This window comes from Kaistella flava (ex Peng et al. 2021) (assembly GCF_015191005.1).
Lineage (GTDB): Bacteria > Bacteroidota > Bacteroidia > Flavobacteriales > Weeksellaceae > Kaistella > Kaistella flava.
The window spans coordinates 3,446,762-3,472,112 of sequence record NZ_CP040442.1; the positions used below are offsets into that span (position 1 = coordinate 3,446,762).

21 protein-coding genes and 1 pseudogene are annotated in these 25,351 nt (G+C 35.7%); 10 read left to right on the forward strand and 12 right to left on the reverse strand.

Going from position 1 to position 25,351, the window contains the following annotated elements; translation table 11 throughout:
* Window positions 1–499 precede the first annotated feature (499 nt).
* Window positions 500–2,046: pseudogene (locus Q73A0000_RS15575) on the forward strand (IS1182 family transposase).
* 137 nt (window positions 2,047–2,183) lie between these two features.
* On the opposite strand, the gene cysK reads toward Q73A0000_RS15575, so the two are convergent.
* Together cysK and epsC are read right to left on the reverse strand one after the other, a co-directional pair.
* On the reverse strand, window positions 2,184–3,116 hold the full coding sequence (gene cysK, locus Q73A0000_RS15580) for a cysteine synthase A (RefSeq protein WP_193811838.1): 933 nt from the start codon (window positions 3,114–3,116) through the stop codon (window positions 2,184–2,186).
* A gap of 64 nt (window positions 3,117–3,180) precedes the next feature.
* The gene (gene epsC, locus Q73A0000_RS15585; RefSeq protein WP_193811839.1) at window positions 3,181–3,996 is read right to left on the reverse strand and encodes a serine O-acetyltransferase EpsC; all 816 of its coding nucleotides are present in this window, start codon (window positions 3,994–3,996) and stop codon (window positions 3,181–3,183) included.
* 261 nt (window positions 3,997–4,257) lie between these two features.
* Here epsC and Q73A0000_RS15590 point away from each other — a divergent pair, with 261 nt between their 5' ends.
* Window positions 4,258–5,184: a malate dehydrogenase gene (locus Q73A0000_RS15590; protein WP_193811840.1), complete on the forward strand. Its 927-nt coding sequence runs from the start codon at window positions 4,258–4,260 to the stop codon at window positions 5,182–5,184.
* 638 nt (window positions 5,185–5,822) lie between these two features.
* Here the strand turns inward: Q73A0000_RS15590 and Q73A0000_RS15595 are convergent.
* A complete protein-coding gene (locus Q73A0000_RS15595; RefSeq protein ID WP_193811841.1) occupies window positions 5,823–7,610 on the reverse strand; it encodes a DUF885 domain-containing protein in 1,788 nt (595 codons plus the stop codon).
* Between the two features lie 576 nt (window positions 7,611–8,186).
* On the opposite strand from Q73A0000_RS15595, the gene pafA reads away from it, so the two are divergent.
* Complete coding sequence (gene pafA / locus Q73A0000_RS15600) at window positions 8,187–9,827, forward strand: alkaline phosphatase PafA (protein WP_193811842.1); 1,641 nt, start codon at window positions 8,187–8,189, stop codon at window positions 9,825–9,827.
* 718 nt (window positions 9,828–10,545) lie between these two features.
* Here pafA and Q73A0000_RS15605 read toward each other — a convergent pair.
* The gene (locus Q73A0000_RS15605; RefSeq protein ID WP_193811843.1) at window positions 10,546–11,079 is read right to left on the reverse strand and encodes a DUF4136 domain-containing protein; all 534 of its coding nucleotides are present in this window, start codon (window positions 11,077–11,079) and stop codon (window positions 10,546–10,548) included.
* Between the two features lie 111 nt (window positions 11,080–11,190).
* Window positions 11,191–11,382, reverse strand: coding sequence for a DUF5522 domain-containing protein (locus tag Q73A0000_RS15610; protein WP_193811844.1), 192 nt, complete (start codon window positions 11,380–11,382; stop codon window positions 11,191–11,193).
* A gap of 39 nt (window positions 11,383–11,421) precedes the next feature.
* On the opposite strand from Q73A0000_RS15610, the gene Q73A0000_RS15615 reads away from it, so the two are divergent.
* From Q73A0000_RS15615 to hemL, 4 genes are all read left to right on the forward strand, one after another.
* The gene (locus Q73A0000_RS15615; protein WP_193811845.1) at window positions 11,422–11,754 is read left to right on the forward strand and encodes a hypothetical protein; all 333 of its coding nucleotides are present in this window, start codon (window positions 11,422–11,424) and stop codon (window positions 11,752–11,754) included.
* Window positions 11,755–12,361: 607 nt separating this feature from the next.
* Window positions 12,362–13,267 (forward strand): 1-aminocyclopropane-1-carboxylate deaminase/D-cysteine desulfhydrase, encoded by a 906-nt coding sequence (locus tag Q73A0000_RS15620; protein WP_193811846.1) that lies wholly within the window; start codon window positions 12,362–12,364, stop codon window positions 13,265–13,267.
* A gap of 450 nt (window positions 13,268–13,717) precedes the next feature.
* Complete coding sequence (locus Q73A0000_RS15625) at window positions 13,718–14,767, forward strand: glucosaminidase domain-containing protein (RefSeq protein WP_193811847.1); 1,050 nt, start codon at window positions 13,718–13,720, stop codon at window positions 14,765–14,767.
* 78 nt (window positions 14,768–14,845) lie between these two features.
* Window positions 14,846–16,129 carry a glutamate-1-semialdehyde 2,1-aminomutase gene (hemL, locus tag Q73A0000_RS15630; RefSeq protein WP_193811848.1) on the forward strand — a complete coding sequence of 428 codons (1,284 nt, stop codon included), beginning with the start codon at window positions 14,846–14,848 and terminating at the stop codon, window positions 16,127–16,129.
* Between the two features lie 192 nt (window positions 16,130–16,321).
* On the opposite strand, the gene namA is transcribed toward hemL, so the two are convergent.
* From namA to Q73A0000_RS15655, 5 genes are all read right to left on the reverse strand, one after another.
* Window positions 16,322–17,368 carry an NADPH dehydrogenase NamA gene (gene namA / locus Q73A0000_RS15635; RefSeq protein ID WP_193813747.1) on the reverse strand — a complete coding sequence of 349 codons (1,047 nt, stop codon included), beginning with the start codon at window positions 17,366–17,368 and terminating at the stop codon, window positions 16,322–16,324.
* 146 nt (window positions 17,369–17,514) lie between these two features.
* A complete protein-coding gene (locus Q73A0000_RS17110) occupies window positions 17,515–17,730 on the reverse strand; it encodes a DUF892 family protein (protein WP_193811849.1) in 216 nt (71 codons plus the stop codon).
* Complete coding sequence (locus Q73A0000_RS17115) at window positions 17,721–18,071, reverse strand: DUF892 family protein (RefSeq protein ID WP_193811850.1); 351 nt, start codon at window positions 18,069–18,071, stop codon at window positions 17,721–17,723. Before Q73A0000_RS17115 ends, Q73A0000_RS17110 begins: the two co-directional genes overlap by 10 nt.
* Before the next feature lie 291 nt (window positions 18,072–18,362).
* Entirely contained in the window at window positions 18,363–20,501 is a 2,139-nt protein-coding gene (locus Q73A0000_RS15650; protein ID WP_193811851.1) for a catalase, read from the reverse strand.
* Window positions 20,502–20,528: 27 nt separating this feature from the next.
* The gene (locus tag Q73A0000_RS15655; protein WP_193811852.1) at window positions 20,529–21,089 is read right to left on the reverse strand and encodes a ferritin-like domain-containing protein; all 561 of its coding nucleotides are present in this window, start codon (window positions 21,087–21,089) and stop codon (window positions 20,529–20,531) included.
* Between the two features lie 322 nt (window positions 21,090–21,411).
* On the opposite strand from Q73A0000_RS15655, the gene Q73A0000_RS15660 reads away from it, so the two are divergent.
* Together Q73A0000_RS15660 and Q73A0000_RS15665 are read left to right on the forward strand one after the other, a co-directional pair.
* The gene (locus tag Q73A0000_RS15660; RefSeq protein WP_193811853.1) at window positions 21,412–21,891 is read left to right on the forward strand and encodes a cytidine deaminase; all 480 of its coding nucleotides are present in this window, start codon (window positions 21,412–21,414) and stop codon (window positions 21,889–21,891) included.
* A 105-nt stretch (window positions 21,892–21,996) separates the two neighbouring features.
* The gene (locus tag Q73A0000_RS15665) at window positions 21,997–22,881 is read left to right on the forward strand and encodes an exopolyphosphatase (RefSeq protein ID WP_193811854.1); all 885 of its coding nucleotides are present in this window, start codon (window positions 21,997–21,999) and stop codon (window positions 22,879–22,881) included.
* Window positions 22,882–22,892: 11 nt separating this feature from the next.
* Here Q73A0000_RS15665 and Q73A0000_RS15670 read toward each other — a convergent pair whose 3' ends face one another.
* Entirely contained in the window at window positions 22,893–23,366 is a 474-nt protein-coding gene (locus tag Q73A0000_RS15670; RefSeq protein ID WP_193811855.1) for a hypothetical protein, read from the reverse strand.
* A gap of 163 nt (window positions 23,367–23,529) precedes the next feature.
* The gene (locus Q73A0000_RS15675; RefSeq protein ID WP_193813748.1) at window positions 23,530–24,024 is read right to left on the reverse strand and encodes a metallophosphoesterase family protein; all 495 of its coding nucleotides are present in this window, start codon (window positions 24,022–24,024) and stop codon (window positions 23,530–23,532) included.
* Between the two features lie 573 nt (window positions 24,025–24,597).
* Here Q73A0000_RS15675 and truA point away from each other — a divergent pair.
* Complete coding sequence (truA, locus tag Q73A0000_RS15680; protein WP_193811856.1) at window positions 24,598–25,329, forward strand: tRNA pseudouridine(38-40) synthase TruA; 732 nt, start codon at window positions 24,598–24,600, stop codon at window positions 25,327–25,329.
* Window positions 25,330–25,351: the final 22 nt, after the last annotated feature.

Here is a 25,351-nt window from a genome sequence, read left to right on the forward strand (position 1 = left end):
CAGTCTTTTTTTGTAATTTTTTTTACTGAATAATGCCGAAAATAGTGATGGAGATTTTAAGTATTTCATTTTTTGCCCCAACGGATGACGAAAAACCTATCAATTGATTTCAATACTGGATATTTTTAAAACGAAAATTTGATACTGCTCTATTTTAAATGAAAGTATTAGCGATAATTTACTTGACGAAACCTTATGCGCCATTATTTTCTGATCGTTTAATAAAATCATTCCTATAAACAATTCATTTTTATTGCTGAAATTTGACTATATAATAATCATTAAAAAGCTTAAAAACTTTGAAACTAAAATCTGCAAAAAGACAAAATCTTTTTTTTTATTAAAGAACTAGATGATCTTAAAATAGAGGTCTTGCCCAAACTATCAAAATTCATTTCAAATAAAAAGAAGCCGTCTCAAAACTGAGGCGGTTTTTTTGTGATTTGTTTTGAAAATTATTGTTTATTTTATGGTTGTTTTGTATCTTTAAGTATTGATAATCAATGATATGAATATTAAGTTTAAAGATTATAACCAACAGCAAAACTGGTTATTTCCACCATCAATCGAGGAGTTGATTCCAGAAAGTCATCCAGTTCGGATCGTTAATGGGATTATTGAGCAACTTGATCTGAGATTGCTCATTGAAGAGTATAGTAAAGATGGCAAACCAAGCTTTCATCCCAAGATGATGCTCAAGGTAATGGTTTACGCTTATATGGATAATATTTATTCTAGCAGGAAGATCGAAAAAGCGATGCGGGAGAATATTAATTTTATGTGGTTGTCCGCTCAACAGGTCGCAGACCATAACACTATTGCACGTTTTCGGAGCAAGAAACTCAAGACTATTTTCAAAGATATTTTTAAACAGGTCGTCCTGTTATTATCAGAGGAAGGACTCGTTAGCTTGAAAGAAGTTTTTACCGATGGAACCAAGATAGAGTCTATTGCGGGGAGGTACACCTTTGTTTGGGGTAATGCCATTAAAACCAGAAAAGAAAAGATGGCAGAACAACTTGAGCAAATGTGGAACTATGCCCAAAGCATTGCTGATGAAGAAGACAGCGATCCTACACCACCGGAGTTTAAAACAATAGATAAAGATAAAATAGAGAAGACCACCAAGAAATAGAAGAGATCATCAGCAAAAATCCGAATGCTTCCACTAAAGCAAAGGCAAAATTAAGATACATTCAAAAGAATTTTTCTCAGAACCTGGATAAGTACGAGCAGCAGGAAAAAGTTTTGGCAGGACGTGGCAGTTACAGTAAGACCGATCCCGATGCCACATTTATGCGCATGAAAGATGATCATATGCAGAATGGGCAACTTAAACCCGCTTACAATGTTCAGATAAGTTCCGAATCGCAGTTCGTCATTCATTATACTTTACACCAAAGCACCAATGATTTAAATACGCTTAAACCACACCTCAATACTTTTGAAGAACTTTATCAGTTTTTGCCGAAAGAACTTACTGCTGACGCAGGCTATGGCAGTGAAGAGAATTATGATTTTCTGGAAGAGAAAAATATAGAAACCTTCGTAAAATACAACACCTTCGATAAGGAACAGGGTATTTTAAAATCGAAAAGAAAAAAAATCAACGAAGACTTTCACCGCGATAAACTTTATTACAACGAAGAGAAAGATCAGTATATCTGTCCGATGGGGCAACCGATGAACAAAATATATTCTAAAAACCGAAAAACCAAAAGCGGTTATGCTCAGACAAGTTCACTGTACCAGGCTCAAAACTGCAATGGTTGTCCGCTGCGAGGGACTTGCCACAAAGCGCAGGGAAACAGAATAATAGAACGGAACCAAAATTTAGAACGGCATAAGGACAGAGTTCGGGAAAATCTCTTAAGTGAAGTAGGTGAAATAAAACGCAGACAACGGACTGCCGATGTCGAACCTGTCTTTGCACATATCAAATCCAACCGGAACTTCAAGCGTTTTACGCACACCGGAATAGAAAAAGTGGAATTAGAGTTCGGATTACACGCTTTAGCACACAATCTAAGAAAGAAAAGTGCTTAACAAAAGCATCTTTTTGCCCTAATGTGCAAAAATCACAAATAATCAAAATTTAACACCTTACAAATGAAAATAAAAAAACCGTCTCAAATTGTATTTTGAGACGGCTTCCATATTTTATCAGTGAGAATGCTTAAAGTTTAACCCTTATAAAGATTCTCTTCAAAAAGACCTTCCACAGACCAATACCTTTCGCCGGTATCATAATTAAAGGTCAGGATTTTAGAACCTGCTGGGATTTCTGCCAGTTTTTTATTGACTGCCGCCAACGATGCTCCGGTTGAAATTCCTGCTAATATTCCTTCTTCACTCGCCAATCTTTTTGTAAAATTAAAAGCTTCGTCTTTTTCTACTTCAATTACACCATCCAAAATTTCGGTATTCAAAACTTTCGGTACAAACCCAGCACCGATTCCCTGTAAAGGATGTGGTCCCGGAGCGCCACCAGAAATGACCGGGGAATCTTTCGGTTCCACCGCAAAGCTTTTTAGATTTGGAAATTTCTGTTTCAAAACCTCAGTAACTCCTGTGATGTGACCTCCCGTTCCAACGCCTGTGATGAGGTAATCAAAACCTTCCGGGAAATCATTTAAGATTTCCTGCGCTGTCGTTTTTGCATGAATTTCTGGATTCGCAGGATTTTCAAACTGTTGAGGAATCCAAGAGTTTTCAATCTCGTTGGCCATTTCTACAGCTTTCGCAATTGCACCAGAAGTTCCTTTTTCTTTTGGCGTTAAAACAAATTGTGCTCCGTACGAACTCATCAGTTTTCTTCTTTCCACGCTCATGCTTTCCGGCATTACCAAAACAAGTTTGTAACCTTTTACGGCACAAACCATCGCTAATCCAACACCTGTATTTCCAGAAGTGGGTTCTATAATTAAAGTGTCCTTATTAATTTTTCCTTCCTGTTCAGCTTTTTCAATCATTGCCAAAGCAATACGATCTTTTAAACTTCCGCCGGGATTTTGTCTTTCTAACTTCATCCAAACCTCTACGTTGTTTGGGAATAGTTTATTAATTTTCACGATCGGCGTATTCCCGATTGCTTCTAATATATTATTCAGTTTCATAAGTGTTGTTTTAATGTTAATATTTGTGTTTATAAATAGTTGAATGATCTAAAATAAATTTTGATTAAATGCTAAAAATAATCGGTTCGTTTCCCGGGAATTTATTTTTTACCGTAACTTGCCCTTTATGGAACACCACTGAATTGGGTGCAATACTTTCGGTAATCCAAACGTTCCCTCCAATCAATGCATTTTCTCCGATAACCGTATCTCCGCCCAAAATTGTAGCATTCGCATAAATGACCACATGATTTTCAATCGTTGGATGTCGCTTGGTATTCTGCAAATTTTTAGTAACTGAATGAGCTCCTAAAGTAACTCCCTGATAAATTTTTACGTTATTTCCAATAATCGTCGTTTCACCAATAACGATTCCTGTTCCGTGATCGATGACGAAATTAGCACCAATTTTCGCACCAGGATTAATGTCGATTCCCGTTTTGCTGTGTGCAAATTCCGTCCAGATTCTTGGGATTAAAGGAATATTGCTTTTATATAATTCATGTGCAAATCGGTAAACTGAAATGGCGAAAAATCCCGGATAAGAAAACATCACTTCTTCAATACTCTTTGCCGCAGGATCATTTTCGAAAATAGCCTGCGCATCTTTTTCTAATAAATCATAGATTTTTGAAAAGCTCTCGAAGAAAACTTCTGTCTCTGGACTTTCCTTTTCATCAGTGACGGAAAAGAGGATTTCATTAAACTCATTTTTAAAATGATCCAACCGCAGTTGAATATCGCTCAATTCTGAGCAACGCTGATATTCCAGAAAAAATATAAACCTGAAAAAGCGGTCGATAAAATCTTCGATTTTCTTTTTATCAATGTCATATTTTCGGTTAGAATAGCCTTTGTGTAAATGTGAAGCAAACCCCATTTTTTTATTAAATTTAAAACAAATTTAGGACTTAATTGATTTCCAAACACTTGATCTAAGTTAATAAATAACAATTGTATCTATAAAGTGAATCAATTTCTGCATCTTAAAAAATTAGTAAAACTTTACCAAGGTCAAAAATTGCCCAAAACTTTAACATTTCGTAAATTTGAGCTTCATTATATAAATGACTATTTAAATCTAATTGATATGAAAACGAAAGTTTCCATATCACCTTTAAAAATCAATAAATAAAAAGATATGAAAGTTACCGTAGTAGGAGCAGGAGCCGTTGGTGCAAGTTGCGCAGAATACATCGCGATGAAAGATTTCGCCGCAGAAGTTGTTTTAGTTGACATTAAAGAAGGTTTTGCCGAAGGTAAAGCAATGGACTTAATGCAAACTGCTTCTTTGAATGGATTCGATACCAAAATTACAGGAACAACTGGAGATTACAGCAAAACTGCAGGATCTAAAGTGGCCGTAATTACTTCTGGAATCCCAAGAAAACCAGGAATGACCCGTGAAGAATTGATCGGAATCAACGCTGGAATCGTAAAAGACGTTACTGCAAACTTGGTAAAACATTCACCAGACGTAATCATCATCGTGGTTTCTAACCCAATGGATACCATGGCTTACTTGGTTCACAAAACTTCAGGTTTACCAAAAAATCAAATCATCGGAATGGGTGGAGCTTTAGATTCTGCACGTTTCAAATACAGATTGGCAGAAGCTTTAGAATGTCCAATTTCTGACGTTGACGGAATGGTAATCGCTGCTCACAGTGATACAGGAATGCTTCCTTTGATGAGTAAAGCAACCAGAAATGGAGTTCCAGTAACTGAATTCTTAAACGAAGAAAAGCAAAATTACGTTGCCGAAGAAACCAAAGTTGGTGGAGCAACCCTAACTAAATTATTAGGAACTTCAGCTTGGTACGCGCCAGGTGCAGCAGTTTCTGTTATGGTTCAGGCGATTCTTTGCGACCACAAAAAAATGATTCCTTGTTCATTAATGTTAGACGGAGAATATGGTCAAAGCGATATCTGTCTGGGAGTTCCTGCAATTATCGGAGCTAATGGAGTTGAGAAAATCGTTGAAATCAGTTTAACTGACGCAGAAAAAGAAAAATTCGCTACCGCTGCACAAGCAGTTAGAGAAGTGAATGGAGATTTAAAATTCTAGGATTACCACCAAGCCACGAAGTGGCGCAATCAATAGCAAAGGGTGAAGCCCTTTGAAAGAAATCAATAGCAAAGGGTGAAGCCCTTTGAAAATGGAGATTTGAAATTCTAATTCAATTTCCTTTAAATATAGAAACGCATCTTTTCGAAGGTGCGTTTTTTTTTGGAGCAAGCAAGATTGGTTTTTCTTTGAAGACCCGTCCCGCTGTCCGCTATATCCCCTCATCACTTTCGTGATTCGGGGGATGCCGCTTCCATCGCGGCTAAAATTTCTGACGGTTTTTTATCTCATCATCTAAATTACAAAAGCTACGAATGCACGAATTAATTTGCGCTAGATAAATCTTTTGGTAAAAATATTTGAAATTCTAATTAAAGAATTCAACTAAGCCACGAAGTGGCGCAATCAATAGCAAAAATTTTTGGCGGTTTTTTATCTCATCATCTAAATTACAAAAGCCACGAATGCACGAATTAATATTGCGCTAGAAATCCTTTTGTAAAAATATCTGAAATTATAATTAAAGAATTCAACTAAGCCACGAAGTGGAGCTATCAATAGCAAAGGGTGAAGCCCTTTGAAAGAAATAAATCAACAAACGGTTTAACTCTCTTATTTTTGAAAAATAGTGTTGTTTTTTATTTTACAGTTTTTGCCCAATCATCCATATACATTTCAAAAACATCTAAAGGCATTGAACCACCGTTTAAAATGGCATCATGAAAATCCCTGAGACTGAATTTATCACCCAATTGTTTTTGGTATTTATCTCGTAATTCTATAATTTTTAATTCTCCCATTTTGTAGCCTAAAGCTTGTCCGGGAAAAACCATATAGCGTTCTATTTCTTGCGTTGCCATGGCTTCGGAGATTGCTTCATGATCCATCATATATTTGATGGCCTGTTCTCTTGTCATTTCTCCGGTGTGAATTCCGGTATCAACGACCAGACGAATTGCGCGATGCATTTCAGAGCCCAAAGCACCAATTTGATGATAAGGATCTTTCAGCACTCCTAATTTTTTTCCTAAAGATTCGCAGTATAAAGCCCAACCTTCAACGAACGCATTTTCACCACCTTTTTGGCGAAATTTCGGAAGCGTTTCATTTTCATCCTGTAAACTCATTTGAAAATGATGACCCGGAATTGCTTCATGAAGAAACAAACTTTGCATTTCCCAACCCGTCTCATTGACTTTCGTAGGATCAAGAATGGGCACATAAAAAACACCTGGACGATTGGTCGCTAAATCGCCGGGGTAATATTGTGGCGCTGCAGCCGCCGCCCGGAAAGATTCTGTTTCCCTGATCTCAAAAGGTGTTTTGGGAGCGACCCCAAAATACTGTGGTAATTTTGGTTTAATAGTATTATAAACATTTTGATAATAAGCCAATACTTCGGCTTTCGTTTTAAAAGGCATAAACCTTTTGTTTGTTTTCATATAAGTAAACAATTCCGGTAAGCTTCCTTTAAAACCGATGGAGTCTTTTATTTTAGTCATTTCTCCCGTAATTCTGGCTACTTCTGAAAGACCTATTTGATGAATTGCTTCTGCTGATTTGCGGGAAGAAGTGTTTTCATAAATCTGTTCAAGATACATTTCAGTACCGTTTGGTAAAGCGTTTATTCCGGAAGTTGTTCTGGTTTTCGGCAAATATTCAGTTTCAAAATAGGTGAGTAGTTTTTGATAAGCAGGAAGAACCTCTTCGCCAATCACTTTTTTGTAAGCGACCGTATATTTAGCTTTTTCCTTTTGTGAAAAACTGGGTGGGAAATTCCTTATCGGACCATAAAATACCGAAGTGCTGTCTTTGATGCTCAGTTGTTCCAACTGTGGAATTACTTTTAGAGCCGTTGATCTGGGAATAACTGTTCCTGTTTTTACACCTTTCCGCATATTTTCAATCGAGACATTGATATAGTTTGGCAAAGCTTCACATCTTTTCAACCAGTTATCATAATCTTTTGTTGTTTTAAAAGGTTGCGCCGAACTGCCTGAACCCAAAATTGCAAAAGCCAGATGATAGCCATTAAATTGGTCAACCGGCATATATTCCCAATGAAAACGCTCGGAACTTATTGTTGATTCAAGTCTGTTTTTTAAAATTTGATAAGAAATTTTATCCTGTTCATTTAAAGAATTGATATCAAATTTCTTTAAAAGATCCAGATATTTCGCATTGTATTGATGGACTTCCGATAAATATTTTGCATCAGTTGCCGGAAGTAAATCGTTGTATTGATTTTCACCATTAAAGGTCGCGCTTATTGGATCTACTTTTAAACCTTCGGTATAATAATTATCAAATAACTGATTTAATTTTTCATTGGGCTTTATGGTTTGAGCTTGTAAATTCACCGAAGCGATAATGCCGACCAATGCAATACAGGAATAAATTTTTTTTAAAGTAATAGAGTAGTTCATGGTGTTTTTAGTTTTTTTTTGTGAAAAAGAGATTAGTGCAATCTTACTTTGATTGATTTTGTCTCAAGGTATGCCTGAATATGGATTTTTTTTGAATGAAAATTTTCTTAGAAGAACCAAATTGGATTGGTCGGAAAATGGCGGGGATTAATTCAATACTATTCATAATGATATTATTTTTAAAATTCGATATTCCCAAGTATTTTGATTTTAAAGTACTTACTGAAAAGCTTTATAAAAAATCAGTAATCTAAGTTAGAGATTTTCAATCAATATTTATTGAGTTTTGTCAAACATGTGTGATATCTGTATCAAAATGGTGTTTTATTAAGTAATTATTCACTGAACAATAAATCATTTTACATAATGTGTAATTGAAGAGTGTTTTAAATGTTCAGGAAAAAAATGAAATGAATCTTCAGGAAGTTCTGTTAAAAAAGAAGCCGATTATTCACCATTTCTTTCTCGAATGTTTGTTGTTAACAAAAGTGTATGCGAATACTTTTCGCCTCCAATAAAATTGCCTTAAATTTGTGTTTCACTTTTTAAAAAATAATAACAAGTAAATTTCGAAATATGTTGAAAAAGTTAAGTATTGTTCTTTTGGCAGTAATGTGTTTAGGATTCAATGCTCAGAAAAGTAAAACCAATCAAGTTGATAGACCAAAGTTGGTGGTTGGATTAGTTGTAGATCAAATGCGTTGGGATTATCTCTATCGTTACTATGAAAAATATGGAAATGATGGATTCAAAAGGTTGTTGAATCAAGGTTATTCTCTCAATAATGTTCACATTAATTATATCCCAACTTATACTGCAATTGGTCACACAACAATTTATACAGGTTCTGTTCCTGCGATTCACGGTATTTCTGGAAATGACTGGTTTGATAAAACGACCGGGCAAAATGTATACTGTACTGGAGATGATAGCGTAAAACCAGTGGGGACGACCAGTACGAAAGTGGGGAATCATTCACCGAGAAATTTATGGTCAACAACAATCTCTGACGAACTTTTATTGGCAACTAATTTTAAGGCAAAAGTAGTCGGAGTTTCTTTGAAAGACCGTGCGTCGATTCTTCCTGCTGGTCATAATCCAACCGGAGCTTATTGGTTTGATGATACTACTGGAAATTTTGTAACGAGTTCTTATTATATGAACGAATTACCAAAATGGGTTAATGATTTCAACAAGCAAAAAATGGGTGAGCAGTTGGTGAAAAATGGCTGGAACACTTTACTTCCGATTGCTGAATATACCGAAAGTTCACCAGACAATTCTCCTTGGGAAGGACTTCAGGGAAATTCAAAAACACCAACTTTTCCTTATAGTAATTTAGCAGCTGAATATCAGACAAAAAAAGGAGACATTCGATCAACCCCTTTTGGAAATACTTTAACATTGAAAATTGCTGAGGCAGCAATCAAAGGTGAGCAATTGGGAGCTGATGCTATCACCGATTTCTTAGCTGTTAACTTGGCGTCTACCGATTATGCCGGACATAAATTCGGACCGAATTCAATTGAAGTTCAGGATGTATACTTAAGATTAGATCGCGACTTGGCAGAGTTTTTCAATTATTTAGATCAAACTGTTGGGAAAGATCAATACACGGTTTTCCTTTCTGCGGATCACGGTGGTGCGCATGCAAAAGGATTTATGGACGAGCATAAAATGCCTACAGGTTTTTATGGTGAAGACAATAAAGAATTTAACCTAATGTTGAAAAATCAATTTAAAGTCGATAAATTAATTTCTAAAATAATCAATAATCAGGTGTATTTAGATGACAAATTAATGGCTGATAATAAGTTAGATGCCGAGCAAGTAAAACAATATTTGATCGATATCTTGAACAAAGATAAATCGGTATTGTTTGCGGTTGATATGAAGAAAGCAGGTTCTGCTTCAATTCCAGAACCGATCAGAACCCGAATTGTAAACGGATACAACTGGCAGAGAAGTGGTGATATCCAAGTAATCTACCATGATAACTGGTTGCCAACTTATTCTAAACTAGGAACCACTCATGGTTCTTGGAATTCCTACGATTCTCATATTCCCTTAATTTTTATGGGTTGGGGAATCAAGCCGGGCGAAAGTAATAAAGATTACAACATGACCGACATCGCACCAACAATTTCTGCATTATTGCACATCCAATTTCCAAGTGGAAATATCGGAAATCCGATTACAGAAGTGATTGGAAAATAAGGTTTAAGTATATACTTAGAAATTCTGAATAATTAAAAACCGCTTTCGAGCGGTTTTTTGTTTTAACACTACTGTTACAAATGGTTTTACAAATTTCATAAATTAAATATCACCATGAATTTTCACCATTAAGAATTGAATTAAGAACTTAAGAAAATTAAAATTTCCGCCGGAAATTATAGGACTCCAAACTAATGTAATCTTGCATTTCCTTAAAAACTCATGTGGCTCATGTGTTAAAAAAGCATTACAAAAATTTTTTGTTACTTAATGGTGAAAAACTTTGTTAATTTTTTACCATTAAGAAATTAAGATTTTATTTGTCTTTATTTTCATTAAGAAAAATCAGTAGATTTTTTTCATTAAGAAAATTAAGATTCTCTCCGCAAATTACAGCATGCACAATTTATGTGATCTTGCATTTTTCTAAAATACTTATGTGACTCATGTGTTAAAAAAGAGAAAACTTTTTATGTTTTTCAATCATTCCAATATCCCTTTTATACTTTGTTTGTTACATTGAGCACCGATTGCACTGATTCATAAATCTGCTGCATCTGGGAAATCTGCGGGATAATCCTTTTGTGCTCTTTCTCATTCCACTAAAAAACTCATGAGTCAAAAAGACAATGCAAGAAACCTTTGTGACTTTGGGGTTAAAACTTAAAACAAAAAAAGACCGATTTCTCAATCAGTCTTTTCAATATCTTAAAGAAAATTATTTATTTCTATTTGGCGGATAATTCGCCATAATCTCACTCACTATTTCCGGAATCTGTTTCTGTTTCGACTTCGGAGAATCTACAGAAATTCCACTGCCGACACCTTGCCACACCAACTTCTGCGTTCTCGCATCAATCATATCTACGATCAGCGCTCCTTGAGTGTAATTCTGAGTCCAGGTTCTGTTCATTCCAAACCCATAACCAAAAGGACCACCCCAACCGTACATTCCATAAGGTCGTGAAGACTGAATATCCTGAATTTGTTTATGATTCGCTTTCACGTTCACAATCAAATCTGGATTGTCAGAAACGCTCATGCCTTTCATTTGCAATTGTTTAGAGACTTCGTTCAGCACGCGGTCTTTATCAATATCATTCAATTTCAAATCGTCAATACGCAATTTATACGTTTTGTACATATTGAAATTCGCGGTATCTGCATAATCAGATTTCACCTGAAAAGGGCTACAGGAAGTCAAGCCCAACGTAGCAGAAGCCAATAAAAGTAAGAAATATTTTTTGCTCATGACCTTTATGTTTTTTTATTTTATTTAAAAAATTTTGAATTGGAAAGTGTTCATTACCAATTACTTATTGCTCATTAATAATCAGTCTCTCATCTATCCGTCTATTATCTTTTAGTCTTTTTTTGTCTCCGGTCTGGGAACCTTCACAAAAGTATCCGTCTTCTTATCATAACCGTACGGACAATGTTTGCAACCACTTTTGCAGCAATAGCCGCGTTTCAGGTGGTAGGCTTCTGTGAAAACTTTATAGCCCTGTTCGTTATAGTAAAAGTCTTCGTGTTCTTTGATGATTTTCTGGTACATAAGTTAAATCAGATTTCCTGAAATTAATATCTTTGTTTCATGATACTGGTTTGCCAAAGACTTCTCAAAAATACAAAAATTTCAGGGATTACCCTTTTCCCTTTCATTCTTTTGAAAAGGCCGGAAGACTTGCATAATGAAACCCTGATCAATCACGAGAAAATCCACCTACGACAGCAAGTAGAACTGTTGTTGATTTTCTTTTATCTCTGGTATGTGATCGAATATTATTATTGGTACTTCAAATTAAAAGACCCTTTTCTCGCCTACAAATCCATCTCTTTCGAGCGGGAAGCCTACGCCATGGAAAATGATTTAAACTACCCCGACTCCCGAAAATTTTGGAGTTTCTGGAAATATATTTTGGATTAATTTTTATTTGGGCGCACATTTGACTGCGTCGAATAGGTGTTTATTATTTTCTGGGGCGCCTATTTCCGCCCTCCGTTCCCGCTTTTTTGTTCCGCTTCGCTGCACAAAAAGAGCTCCACTCAGGTCGGGGCGCAGATTTGGCAAGAACGAAAATTGTTTTTTAAAATAGAGTATTTTTCAAAATTGTATAATATTAATTACCTCAAAGTCTGGAAACTTTATGGAACGGATTCATTTTATAGTTTCTTCAGCGTCTGCAAATAACTTTCCCCATTCATCACAGGAATCATCGCGTTTTTAAAATCTTTTTCATTTCTCGTAACAATCAAATCACAATGTGAAGCAAGGGCACTGAAATATTGCATCGCATCAAATCAGAATGAAGCGCTTTTTCAACGACTGCATCATCCATAATAGAAATAGAGCAGAGCAACTTAAATTTTCTAATTTTCTCCAATGCTTTTTTAGTGTTTTCTTACTTTGCTAAGTTAAATCAAAGATTCGACGAAGTCAAAAGCCTTTGCGAACTTAAAAACGTGCGCAAAACATCATATTTATAAAGAAAAACTTTGCGAACTTTGCGTGAAAATTATGCAACTTTGTTTCAATGAAAACCCCCACCATTCCAATTCCCATCACCCAAATCCCTCTTCAGAAAAACATACAACTTTTTCTGAAAAGAGAAGATCTCATTCATGCTCAAATTTCAGGGAACAAATACTGGAAACTCTTTTATAATATCAATTCCTATTTAGATCAAAATTCCCAAAACCCTTTCATCATTACTTTCGGTGGAGCCTTCTCTAATCATATTGCCGCCGTGGCTGCTTTGGGAAAAGAATATCAATTGAAAACTTTAGGAATTATTCGTGGTGAGGAACTTCAAGATAAATGGCAGGAAAATCCAACCTTAAAGCTCGCGTACCAAAACGGAATGGACTTTCTATTTGTGACACGGGAAGAGTACAGAGACAAAGATGCTATAACCCAAATCCTACAAAAAGAAGTTCCCGATGCTCTATTCATTCCAGAAGGCGGAACCAACGAACACGCCGTGGAAGGGATTCAGTTTATGCTCAATTCTGAAACAAAAAGATTTGATTATCTTTGCACCGCAGTTGGAACAGGCGGCACAATCGCTGGGATTTCCAAGTTTGCAGAGGAGAATCAAAAGGTTTTAGGTTTTAAGGTGGTTGATGATCACTCCTTATATAATAAGGTGTTTGAACTTTCAACCAAAAACAACTTTGAACTAATCGAAGCACACGATGGAAAGTACGGTAAAATAACCGATGAAAATATTCGTTTTATCAATGACTTTAAGAAAAACTTCGGAATTCAACTCGACCCGATTTATACCGGAAAGATGATGAAGAAGATATTCGAAATGATTGAAGAAGATTATTTTCCGAAAGGAAGTAAAATTCTGGCTTTTCATACGGGTGGATTGCAGGGAATATTCGGAGCTAACGAACTATTGAAAAAACAGAATAGAGAATTGATAAGGTTTTAAACCACAAAGTCACAAAGCTTAAGTTGACAAATGTGGAAGCTTAAAGATCATCAAGAAATTCTTTTGTGGATTGGCAAGATGTTGCAGGTTGATGAATCTATGGAATCATTGCTAGACAAAATTAGTTATAAACCACAAATCGAAGATTCACGGATTCCTTAAAAAAGAATAAATGAAGTAAAGTCACAAAGTATAAAGGTGATGATTGTGGAAATTGAAAGATTATTCTCTCGCAGATTTTACAGATTAAGCAGATCAATAAATGCATTAAATCTGCGAGAGACAGAAGAATTTTATCTTAAGATAAAATCCTCTGTGCCTTAAAAAAGCAGTATGTTGGAATATTTTTGTTTCGTCCGTTAGATGAGATTAAAAAATAAAATATCACTGTTTATCAAAAAAAATATGATCGAAAAAACTACTGGTTTTAAAAGTCATTAAATATAATATATGAAGAAAGTATTTTTTGCTCTTGCATTAATATTATTTGCAAAATTCAACGCCCAAGGTTGGAAAACAGACGAGCAATACATTCAGAAGTTTGCAATGTACGCCGTCGAAGAAATGGAGAAATATAAAATTCCAGCTTCAATTACCTTAGCACAGGGACTTCTGGAAACCGGTGGCGGACAAAGTCGCTTGGCTCAACAGGGAAATAATCATTTCGGAATTAAATGTAAAGAAGACTGGACTGGTAGAACCATGACGCACACTGATGATGCGCCGAACGAATGTTTCCGGGTTTATGATGATCCGAGAGAATCTTATGAAGATCATTCCAAATTCCTGGCTTTTAGAAAATATTACGTGAATCTTTTCAAACTAGATATGACCGATTATAAAGCGTGGGCTCACGGTCTGAAAAAAGCTGGTTATGCGACTAATCCAAAATACGCTTATATCTTAATAGATAAAATTGAAAAGAATAGACTCTACGAATTCGACAAAACCAATTCTAAAGAAGTGCTTTATGCCGTTTTGAAAATGTATCCTGATTTAAAGCACGACCGTATTTTTATGGCGCAGTTAGATCAGAGTCAGTCAAGTTCAAAACCGGTAACAGTGAAAGTTCCTTACGAACAAAACTCTTATGCAAAACAGCAGAAGAATGTAGAAAAAATTGTTACTAAAGCAGAAACACTGAATTCTATTTTAATTAAAAGCCATCCAAATGGGGGTAAGAAATTCGTGATTGTTCCAGACGATGTAGATTTAGCGGCAATTTCTAAGAAATTCCAAATCACAGAAACCACTTTGATGAAATGGAATGAACTCGACGGAACTCAGTTAAAAAGAAACGATATTCTTTTCCTGGAAAATAAATCTTCCACCGGAAATGTACCGACTTATAAAACCCAGGTAGGAGAGTCGATGCACGATATCGCTCAGAAATTCGGAATCAAACTGAAGAAACTCTATTCTAAAAATAGAATGGATTACGGTCAACAACCAACAACCGGACAATTAATCTACCTTCAAAGCAAAAAACCTAAAAAATAATCTGAGATTTTGAACTGATGTTTTGTAGATACTTTTCGACACATCCATCATCCAACATCCATCATCCAACAACATATTATGTTATACCAAAGAAGTTCTGCTTTATTCGATGAAGCGTACAAATATATTCCGGGCGGCGTAAATTCTCCCGTTCGTGCCTTTAAATCTGTAGGCGGCGTTCCTCTATTTATGAAAGCAGCGAAAGGCGCTTACATGACCGATGCCGACGATAATCAATATATCGATTATATTAATTCCTGGGGACCGGCCATTCTTGGACATACGCATCCAGAAGTTTTAGAGGCGATTAAAAAACAAGCAGAAAAAGGTTTTTCTTACGGAACTCCCACAGAACTGGAAACTGAAATTGCAAAATACATTGTAGAAAATGTTCCGAATATTGATCAGATCAGAATGGTTTCTTCAGGTACGGAAGCGTGCATGAGTGCTATTCGTTTGGCGAGAGGTTTTACCAACAGAAATAAATTCATCAAGTTCGAAGGTTGTTACCACGGACATTCTGATTCCTTTTTAATTAAAGCAGGAAGCGGAATGGCAACGTTCGGAAATCCAAGTTCTCCAGGTGTAACTCCCGGAACTGCGCAAGATACTTTGACTGCAAGATATAATAATATTGAACAAGTGGAAGATTTATTTCGTTTGAATCAAGGCGAAATTGCCGCAATCATCATCGAACCAGTTGCCGGAAATATGGGTTGCGTTTTGCCTGAAAATAATTTCCTGCAAAAACTAAGAACGCTTTGTGACGAAAACGGAGCGCTTTTAATTTTTGATGAAGTGATGACCGGATTCCGTTTGGCGTTTGGTGGAGCGCAGGAATTGTATGGAGTGAAAGCAGATTTAGTCACTTTCGGAAAAGTAATCGGTGGTGGACTTCCGGTTGGTGCTTTTGCCGGACGAAATGAAATCATGGATTGTCTTGCTCCAAAAGGTGCCGTTTATCAAGCCGGAACTTTGAGTGGAAATCCTTTGGCGATGAGAGCTGGTTTAACGACTTTACAACTCATTAAAAACGATGAAAACTTTTATCAAAATATTAATAAAACAGCAGAAACATTAGATTTTGAAATCGGAAAAATATTAAATTCGAAAAGTATCGAACACCGAATCAACCGAAAAGGTTCGATGATGAGCGTCTTTTTCCATGTTAATGCAGTTTCTAACTTTGACGAAGCAGCCGATGCAAATCATGCTTTGTTTAATAATTTCTTCCATCAGTTATTGGCGAAAGGAATTTATTTACCACCGAGTGGTTACGAAACCTGGTTTATTTCTGATGCGATTAAAGAAAAAGAAATCGATAAAACTGTGGAAGTGATTAGAAACTTTGAATATTCTTAGAGGTTTCACGCAAAGGCGCAAAGTAACTCACGCAAAGACGCAAAGAAATTTCACGCAAAGCTCGCAAAGATTTTACTGCTGCTGTTTAGCTAAAGAAATTAGCAGATAAATTTAAATAAAAAGACCGCAATGATTAAATATTGCGGTCTTTGCGTTTTTCTTTGCGTCTTTGCGTGAAAAATATTGAGAGAATTAAATTCTCGCTCTATCATATTGATGCGGGAAATCACATTCTCCTTTTCCTTCGAAAGAACCTTGGATTGCTAAATAAGGATTTCGCAAAATTTCCCGAGCGACTATAATTAAATCGGCATCTCCTTTTTCTAAAATTTCTTCGGCTTGTTCTGCAGATTTAATTAATCCAACAGCACCGGTTTTCATTCCCGATTCTTTTTTCACCTGTGCAGCTAGCGGAACTTGATAACCATCGAACAAAGTTATTGTTGCACCGTGAATATTTCCACCACTTGAAACGTCCATTAAATCTACATTTTTATCTTTCAATATTTTTGCAAGTTGTACGCTTTCTTCAATACCCCAACCGTCTTCGGTATATTCTGTTCCGGAGATTCTCACAAAAAGCGGGTGATTCTCGTCGAGTAGTTCATTAACTCCATCTACAATTTCAATTAAAAACCGAATTCTATTTTCAAAGCTTCCACCATATTCGTCAGTTCTTACATTTGATAAAGGTGACATAAATTGGTTAATTAAATATCCATGAGCAGCGTGAATTTCTATCAAATCAAAACCTGCATTAAGTGATCTTTGAGTAGCATCTTTAAAATCTTGCACCAATTTTTTTATTTCAGGAATCGTTAATTCATGTGGAATTCTTTCGTCTTCATGATAAGGAATCTTTGATGGCGCAACAGTTTCCCAACCTTCTTCCAAAGACAGCTGTTTGCCATTCCAGGTCGAAGCTTTTCTTCCGGCGTGACCTAATTGAATTCCAATCTTACTTTCAGAATTTTGGTGAACAAAATCGACGATTCTTTTTAGACTTTGTGCTTGTTCATCATTCCAAAGTCCCATGCATTTATGGGTAATTCTACCTTCAGGTACAACTCCGGTCGCTTCAACAATGAGTAAACCAGTTCCACCTTGAGCGCGACTTCCGTAATGAACAAAATGAAAATCTGTAGCAACACCATTTTCACAAGAATACATACACATCGGCGACATCACCCAGCGGTTCTTCAATTCGAGATTTCTAAGTTTTAGTGGAGAATATAAAATCATAAATATTTTTTTAATTAAGTTTTCAAATTTACGAAAAGAGAAGTTGAGAATTTCGAACGAGTTATTTATTCTATCAATAAAAAGAAATGAGATTTTCAAAACGAAAATCTCTTTAATAAAGTTTAAATAAAAAAATGAATGATTTAATTTTTGTAGCCTTCTACATGTGAAGATAGAAAAGCGTCGATAATGCCAGCTAAATTGTTGGCAATAAATTCTTCTTCCTCCTGAACACTGATTGCTAATAATGTTGCGGCTTTATAATAGTCTAACTTAATGGCTAAATGAGCCAGGCCGCCATAAGAAGCTATTTTATAATGAGTCAGTTTCTGAGAAACAAGAATAAGTGCTATTTCCAATTGTCGATATCAGTTGAGAAAACGGCCAAGTGATTCTTTGCTTCGCAAATTAAAGCATTAAAAGTTGGACATTCCTTACTTTCGATTACTTCATTGCGCAACTTAAATATTTTTTCAAGGCGCTCTTTATGTTTTAAATGAATGGCAAAATGCGTTTTAAGGATTTCTTTTAATTTTGAGGAGATAATGTGATCCTTTATAAGATCAAATTCGTTGGCTATTTCTTTTTCGGCATAATACATTTCTTTCAAAGAGTCAATGAAGAAATCCTCCAGCACAGCTCGGGAATGTGCCAGGTCATCTTTTGATAAAGAATGAATCGGTTTATCTTCATTTTTCATGAGTTCTACTTTTTTTACTAAAACGGCATAAATAATAATAAATTATCGTAGTAAAACTACAATATAAGATTCATAATAGAACGAGTGATTTCACGGTATATTCCTAAATGGCATTCATTAAAAATAATTCCTTTTAATTATAGAATTTTCTATTTTAGTTGAGTTATTAAGGTCAAATTGTAGTTCGTCGAAAATTTTTATAATAACAGCTCGTTATAAAATTTGAATGTATTTTTAATAATAGTAAAAATAAAGGCCCCAATTAAGGAGCCTCTATTATTCAGTTGTAAACTAAGCCGGCACAACGGGATTTACTTCTCGTTGCCAGAATCGATGCTGCTCGATATCTTTTACGAAATCCTGTAAATTGCCTTTTGCTGAAACTCCTTTTGCTGGAAGCTTAATTTCAGGAATGGCTTTCTTCAAGAAATCTACTGCGTCTGAATCAGCTCCAACAGGTTTGCAATGTTTAAATGATTCTGCGACAAAATGTAAAGCCTCAGGGTTTTCAGAAAGTGTTTTAACACTCGCGCCGCCTGCAACATATACTGCATCAAAAACGACAGAAGCTGCGGTAAGCAAACTCTCATCGATTGGATATTGATCTCCAGATTTTGTAGTTACAAATCCGTGTTTTGGCGCAATCACTGCAACCATCGCACCCATATCGCACAATTCTTTTTTAATTTTTGTAAAGGCTTCATCGTTGACACCATCCGCTGTTAAGATGGCAATTCTTCTGGCTTTAATATCCGTCGGTAATTTATTTGCCATACTTAAAGACGGTGCATCTTTGATAGGTAACTTGTTTTTAAAGGAATGGTAATGTTCCAGATCTCCATCTGCTGGAATACTTCCTGTAATCGGCTGCGGTAATCTTGCGGGAATCAAACCTAATTTATCAGCTACGATTTTTGCCAAACCTTCGTTAATTTCCAAAAGCATATTTACCATTCGCTGACGGATAGGAACGATTTTCACTTTTCCTAATTCAAAAGCAAACGCATTTTGGATATGTCTTTGCTCGTCTTCCGACATGCTTTGATAAAATAAATCTGGCTGACTGAAATGATCAAAGAAGCTTTTGCTTCTCATTCTGATTTTTTTAGAATCGATTCTTTCTTCAAAAGAAGTAAATCCACCTTCCGAAATCATGGCCTGGAAAGGACAGCCGCCGCCCATTGAATTTGGATTATAAGCTACTTTGCCTTTATTAATCTGCATTCGATGCATTCCGTCACGCTGATTGTTGGTTACTTCAGGAATTGATTTATTAATGGGGATTTCATGAAAATTAGGTCCGCCCAATCTGGAAATCTGAGTGTCAGTATATGAAAATAATCTTCCCTGTAATAAAGGATCATTTGTAAAGTCAATTCCTGGAACTAAATGTCCCGGGTGGAAAGCAACCTGTTCTGTTTCTGCAAAGAAGTTATCTGGATTTCTATTTAAAGTCATCTTTCCGATAATTTCTACAGGAACCATTTCCTCCGGTATCAATTTCGTCGGATCGAGTAAATCAAATGGATATTTATGTTCATCTTCTTGAGCTACAATCTGCACTCCTAATTCCCATTCAGGAAAATGACCTTCATCAATGGCTTCCCACAGATCTCGACGGTGGAAGTCGGTATCTTTTCCAGCAATTCTTTGGGCTTCGTCCCAGGCTAAACCTAAAACTCCCTGTTTTGGTTTCCAGTGGAATTTAACAAAATGAGATTTACCTTCTTCATTAATAAAACGGAACGTATGAATTCCGAAACCTTCCATCATTCTTAAACTTCTTGGTATTGCACGGTCACTCATCAACCACATCACATTGTGCATCGTTTCCGGCATCAAAGAAACAAAATCCCAAAAGGTATCGTGTGCCGAAGCAGCCTGTGGAATTTCATTGTGCGGTTCTGGTTTAACAGCGTGAACCAAATCTGGAAACTTGGTCGCATCCTGAATGAAAAATACGGGCATATTATTTCCAACAAGATCATAATTTCCTTCCTGCGTATAAAATTTCACGGCAAATCCTCTGACATCTCTAGGAACGTCAGTAGAACCTCTGAATCCTGCTACGGTAGAAAAACGAACGAAAACCGGAGTTTTGATAGAAGTGTCATTTAGAAATTTTGCTTTGGTATATTTTGCCATGGATTTATACAATTCAAATTGTCCATGCGCTCCAGAACCTCTTGCATGAACGATTCTTTCCGGGATTCGCTCATGATCGAAATGGGTAATTTTTTCTCTAAGGATAAAATCTTCAAGCAAAGTCGCGCCACGCTCACCGGCTTTTAAAGAATTTTGATCGTCATTAATTTTTAAGCCTTGGTCGGTAGTCAGGAATTCACCTTGATTGTCGGTCGTAAATTTCCCAAGTTGTTCTTGTTTTGGATTTGCCCCGTTTTCAAACGGTTCGATTTCATTTATTTTCATAATATTTTTTCTTTGGTTATTAGTTTTCTAAACGGCATTTAAATCTTTCGACTGAAGTTTGCCGTCAACTGCTTGAGAATTTAAATTAGTGTCGGCGATGGTACTCAGTAAACAATCAGATTTTTTTTCTTCGCCCAAAGTTTTCAAAAGTAAATCAAGTGCTTCTCTTTCATTTAAAGTTTTTGCAAATGCAGCCAAAGTTCCATAAGTGGCGATTTCGTAATGTTCTACTTTCTGTGCGCTGGCGATAATTCCTGCATCACGAACTGGACCTTCTGCTGTTTCTTCAATAATTTCATCACCTTCTTTAATGATTCCGTCCATAGCAAGACATTTTTTGCCTTCTGCTTTTAAGCCCATCGATTTGAAAACATTTTCTAGTCGTACGACATGTTCTTTGGTTTGAGCCAGATGGTCTTTGATGGCAGTTTTCAGTTTTTGGTCTGTTGCGTGATCAAACATTTTGGGCAACGTTTTTACCAGAGCATTTTCTGCCCAATAAATGTCCTTTAATCCGTCGATAAAAAACTCTTTTAGATTTTTAGCAACAGTTTTCTTTTCTGATGATTTGCTTTTTTTGGTGTCCATTGTTAGATTTTTAATGATTAAATAATACGGTTAAGATCTTCTGAAACAAAGTTTAATATTCATCTTAAACTTTGGAGGATTTAATTCAATATGGATAACAAGTTGAAAATGTTATTATTGAAGGAGGTTTTTTTTAAAACAATTTTTAAACCAAATTTATTTCTACTGAAAAACAAGAGATTTCTACAAAATTAAAACTGCTTTGATTTAAACTTCAAATATCTATTTTCGGATTTTTTTTTGAAAAAGAAATAATGAGTGTTTGTGCATAAATGCGAGCGGTCAAAAAAAAAACATTACCTTTACTCTCCGATTTTTAAAAATGGAAAAAGAACATACAATTCATTTCGAAGCCATCGAAAGTTACGACCACCTCGATGCGATGGAGAAAACGCTTTTTGATAAAGCAATGCAAATTCGTGAAATAGCGTACGCACCTTATTCTGATTTTACAGTAGGTTGTGCGATTTTACTGGAGAACGGTGAAATCGTAACCGGTAGCAATCAGGAAAATGCAGCATATCCCTCAGGATTATGCGCAGAAAGAACAACGATTTTTTATACCGGAGCTAATTTCCCGGATGTAAAAATTAAAAAACTGTTTGTAATTGGTGCACCAAGAAAAGCAACTACTTCAGTTCCAATTCCGCCTTGTGGCGCTTGCAGACAATCTATTTTAGAATATGAGTCGAAGCAGAAGGAAGGAATAGAAATTTATTTTGCTTCTTTAGGTGGTGAAATTTACAAAACGAAATCAATCCGCGAATTACTGCCGTTTTCTTTCGACGCTTCTTATCTTTAATTCTCATGAGAAGCCATTTTAATAACTGAAATCAATATCAATATTGATGGCATGATTTTCTGTTGACGTAAAGAACAATTTTCTAAAATTAATTTTTATCATCCAATGAGAATAGCAGCTATAGATATAGGAAGTAATGCAGCACGACTGTTAATTAATGAAGTGACGGAGCCCAAAAAGGGAAAACCGCAGTTCACTAAACTCAACCTGCTCAGAATTCCGCTGCGATTGGGAATGGATGTTTTTACGAACGGTGAGATTGGACCAGAAAGAGAGCAAATGGTCATCGACTCGATGAGTGTTTTCGGTAATTTGATGAAGATCTACAAAGTTCAGCATTTCAGAGCTTGTGCAACCAGTGCCATGCGAGATGCGAAAAACGGAAAGGAAATCATCAAGCAAGTCAAGAAATCTTCTGGAATTGATATCGAAATTATTACGGGTGATCAGGAAGCTGCTTTGGTTTTCGAAAATCATGTGGCCGATGCACTTGATAAAAACTCAGCCTATCTTTATATAGATGTTGGCGGTGGTTCGACCGAGCTTATGTTTTATGAAAACGGAAAGATGGCGTACGAGAAATCTATTAATATCGGTACCATCCGTTTGTTAAATGGTTTGGTAGTTGATGATTTATGGAAGGAAATGAAAGAAGAAATCCGTAAAAACATCAACAGTAAAAAACCTATTGTTGCCATTGGATCTGGCGGAAATATCAATAAGATTTTTTCGATGAGTAAAACAAAAGATGGCAAACCGATGTCCAGCGCTTATCTTAAAAAATATTATAAAGAAATGTGTGGATTGACGGTTACCGAACGAATGAGCAAATTCAATCTTCGAGAAGACCGCGCCGATGTTTTGGTACCAGCTTTACAAATTTTCAATAATGTAATGTCCTGGAGTGATATTGATAAAATCTACGTTCCAAAAATTTCTGTTGCTGATGGATTGATTCATAGTATTTATGAAGGTTTGCAAAAGAAATAACTTAGTAGATTTTAGAATTCATCATCTTCATCTTCATCCAGAAAATTTAACTCATCATCTCTCTGTTTATAATCTTGTGGAATTCCGGGTGGATTAAAAAGTCCCCATTCATCAACAATAAAATGTTTCGGATTGAATGTTGCGACCCAATCTCTGAATAGTAAACGAAACTCTTCAAGCTGCCTTCTAACAATTTGATAATAATCTGCTTCTTCAAAACCAAACATTTTCAGTGAATGTTGAAGAACCATTAATTCTCTTGCACATTTTCTAATAATCGCAGCATTTTCCATTTTCAAATCCCAGATTCTTACGGAATAAGCACCAGCAAGTTTAGCTTGGATCGTGTAGATGTTTTCTAAAATATGCTGTTTTGTAAATTCCAAATGTTCGTTTTCCTCAGGAATTAGATCGGTAATTGTTCGTAAAGTGTCAAAGATTTCCTGAGACTTTTTGAAGATGGGTGTATTGCGGTATTTATCCATAGTTTTTTTATTTTGCACAAATCAAAAATGACGTAATTATAATTTAAAAAATTGAAGGTTTCGAAATGCTTAATCTGACAATGGTGAAAAGACGTAATGTTGGAAATGTCATGCTGAGCTTGTCGAAGCAGCTGATATAGACGAAAATAGAAAATTAATGATCCTATTTCTTTCCCAATTCAATCACTTCCAGGTTTTCAATTTGATCTCCATTAATTTCAAAACGCATCATCGTCCGCATTTGATGCCAACCCACTTTTCCCATGGCACCAGGATTCAGATGTAGTAATTTATTTTTTTGATCGTACATTGCTTTCAGAATATGCGAATGTCCGGAAATGAAAAGCTTCGGAGCTTTTTCTTCGATTTCTTTTTTTGCTAATGGCGTATATTTTCCGGGGTATCCGCCGATATGAATCATGAGAACTTCTACATCTTCACATTTAAATCGTAAAACCTCAGGAAATATTTTTCTGATTTCTGTTCCGTCGATGTTTCCGTAAACGCCGCGCAAAGGTTTTATTTTTTCTAATTTCTCGATGACTTCTAAATTCCCGAAATCTCCGCAATGCCAAATTTCATCTGCGTTTTTTGCGTAGTCTAAAATTCGGTCGTCGATATAAGAATGGGAATCGGAAAGGAGGAGTATTTTCATGATGTAAATTTCTTACTTTTATTTTTAACCACAAATTGAAGATTCACTGATTTTTTTAAAAAGGATAAATAAAAGAGATAAAGTGACAAGATTTTGTTCGACGTAATTTATATGATGTTTTTTTACACATGAGTCACATAAGTTTTAGTTAATTCTTTCTGCAAAAAAGCTCACATTAGTTTCAGCTCTTTGTAATTTGTAGGAAATCTTAATTCTCTTAATTCCTTCATTAAATCTTAATGGTAATTTTTTTATGTTGAAGTTATATATGAGTTATGTTTAATCTCTCGCAGATTTTGCAGATGATGCAGATTTTTTTGTCCACTAAACTTAAAGTATTGATCTGCTTAATCTGCAAAATCTGCGAGAATATCAATTTTCAAATTAGGTTCTTCGGTTATTAAAAAGGGTAATGAAAATAGTGAAAGAAAAACAGCTCTTTCTTTTAGCCCCGATTGAACGGCCTGTTTGAGCTCTCCCGATGCATTTGATCGGGAAGCGAGTAGTGAAAGCGGGACTGAATTTGTTAAGAATCGAATATTTGTTGCTCCTAAAAAATCCGTAAATTTGTAGCCGATGAGGTATTGTATAGAGTTTTCGTATTTGGGGAAAAATTATTTTGGCTATCAGGTTCAGCCTGACCAGATTTCTGTACAGGAAGTTTTGGAAAATGCTTTGTCTACGATTCTACGCGAAAAAATTAAAACGACAGGAGCGGGGAGAACCGATACGGGCGTACATGCGAAGAAAATATTTGCGCATTTCGATACGGAAAAAAACATCGGTGATAATCTAACCTATCAATTGAATAGTTTTTTGCCGGCAGATATTTCCATTAAAAGAATTTTCCCGGTTAAAGATGATTTTCATGCTCGGTTTGATGCGACTTTTCGGACTTACGAGTATTATATTACTTTGGAAAAAAATCCGTTTACGCAAGATTCGTCCTGGCAAATCTGGAAACGGGATTTGGATATTAACCGGATGAATGAGGCGTGTGAAATCCTTTTTGAATACGAAGATTTTACCAGTTTTTCTAAATTACATACCGATAATAAAACCAATAACTGCAAGATTTATAAAGCGTTTTGGGAACAGAACGGTTATGAAATAAAATTCACCATTTCTGCAGATCGCTTTTTGCGAAATATGGTTCGGGCGATTGTCGGGACAATGGTTGAAATAGGAAATGGAAAAATAAAACCTCAAGATTTGCGAAAAATTATCGAAGACAAAAACCGAAATTCCGCCGGAACTTCGGCTCCTGCACAAGGTTTATTTTTAGTAGATGTCGGTTATAATTTTTAACCGTCAATCGGTACAATATCAA

Bases quoted from the DNA above. Each gene is read 5' to 3' on its own strand.
- hemL (WP_193811848.1), top strand. From the start codon at position 14,846: ATGTTATACCAAAGAAGTTCTGCTTTATTCGATGAAGCGTACAAATAT.
- Q73A0000_RS15595 (WP_193811841.1), bottom strand. From the start codon at position 7,610: ATGAACTACTCTATTACTTTAAAAAAAATTTATTCCTGTATTGCATTG.
- Q73A0000_RS15670 (WP_193811855.1), bottom strand. From the start codon at position 23,366: ATGGATAAATACCGCAATACACCCATCTTCAAAAAGTCTCAGGAAATC.
- Q73A0000_RS15650 (WP_193811851.1), bottom strand. From the start codon at position 20,501: ATGAAAATAAATGAAATCGAACCGTTTGAAAACGGGGCAAATCCAAAA.
- Q73A0000_RS15665 (WP_193811854.1), top strand. From the start codon at position 21,997: ATGAGAATAGCAGCTATAGATATAGGAAGTAATGCAGCACGACTGTTA.
- Q73A0000_RS17115 (WP_193811850.1), bottom strand. From the start codon at position 18,071: ATGAAAAATGAAGATAAACCGATTCATTCTTTATCAAAAGATGACCTG.
- Q73A0000_RS15610 (WP_193811844.1), bottom strand. From the start codon at position 11,382: ATGTACCAGAAAATCATCAAAGAACACGAAGACTTTTACTATAACGAA.
- epsC (WP_193811839.1), bottom strand. From the start codon at position 3,996: ATGGGGTTTGCTTCACATTTACACAAAGGCTATTCTAACCGAAAATAT.
- cysK (WP_193811838.1), bottom strand. From the start codon at position 3,116: ATGAAACTGAATAATATATTAGAAGCAATCGGGAATACGCCGATCGTG.
- Q73A0000_RS15655 (WP_193811852.1), bottom strand. From the start codon at position 21,089: ATGGACACCAAAAAAAGCAAATCATCAGAAAAGAAAACTGTTGCTAAA.
- Q73A0000_RS15605 (WP_193811843.1), bottom strand. From the start codon at position 11,079: ATGAGCAAAAAATATTTCTTACTTTTATTGGCTTCTGCTACGTTGGGC.
- Q73A0000_RS15620 (WP_193811846.1), top strand. From the start codon at position 12,362: ATGAAAACCCCCACCATTCCAATTCCCATCACCCAAATCCCTCTTCAG.
- truA (WP_193811856.1), top strand. From the start codon at position 24,598: ATGAGGTATTGTATAGAGTTTTCGTATTTGGGGAAAAATTATTTTGGC.
- Q73A0000_RS15660 (WP_193811853.1), top strand. From the start codon at position 21,412: ATGGAAAAAGAACATACAATTCATTTCGAAGCCATCGAAAGTTACGAC.
- Q73A0000_RS15615 (WP_193811845.1), top strand. From the start codon at position 11,422: ATGATACTGGTTTGCCAAAGACTTCTCAAAAATACAAAAATTTCAGGG.
- Q73A0000_RS15590 (WP_193811840.1), top strand. From the start codon at position 4,258: ATGAAAGTTACCGTAGTAGGAGCAGGAGCCGTTGGTGCAAGTTGCGCA.
- pafA (WP_193811842.1), top strand. From the start codon at position 8,187: ATGTTGAAAAAGTTAAGTATTGTTCTTTTGGCAGTAATGTGTTTAGGA.
- Q73A0000_RS15625 (WP_193811847.1), top strand. From the start codon at position 13,718: ATGAAGAAAGTATTTTTTGCTCTTGCATTAATATTATTTGCAAAATTC.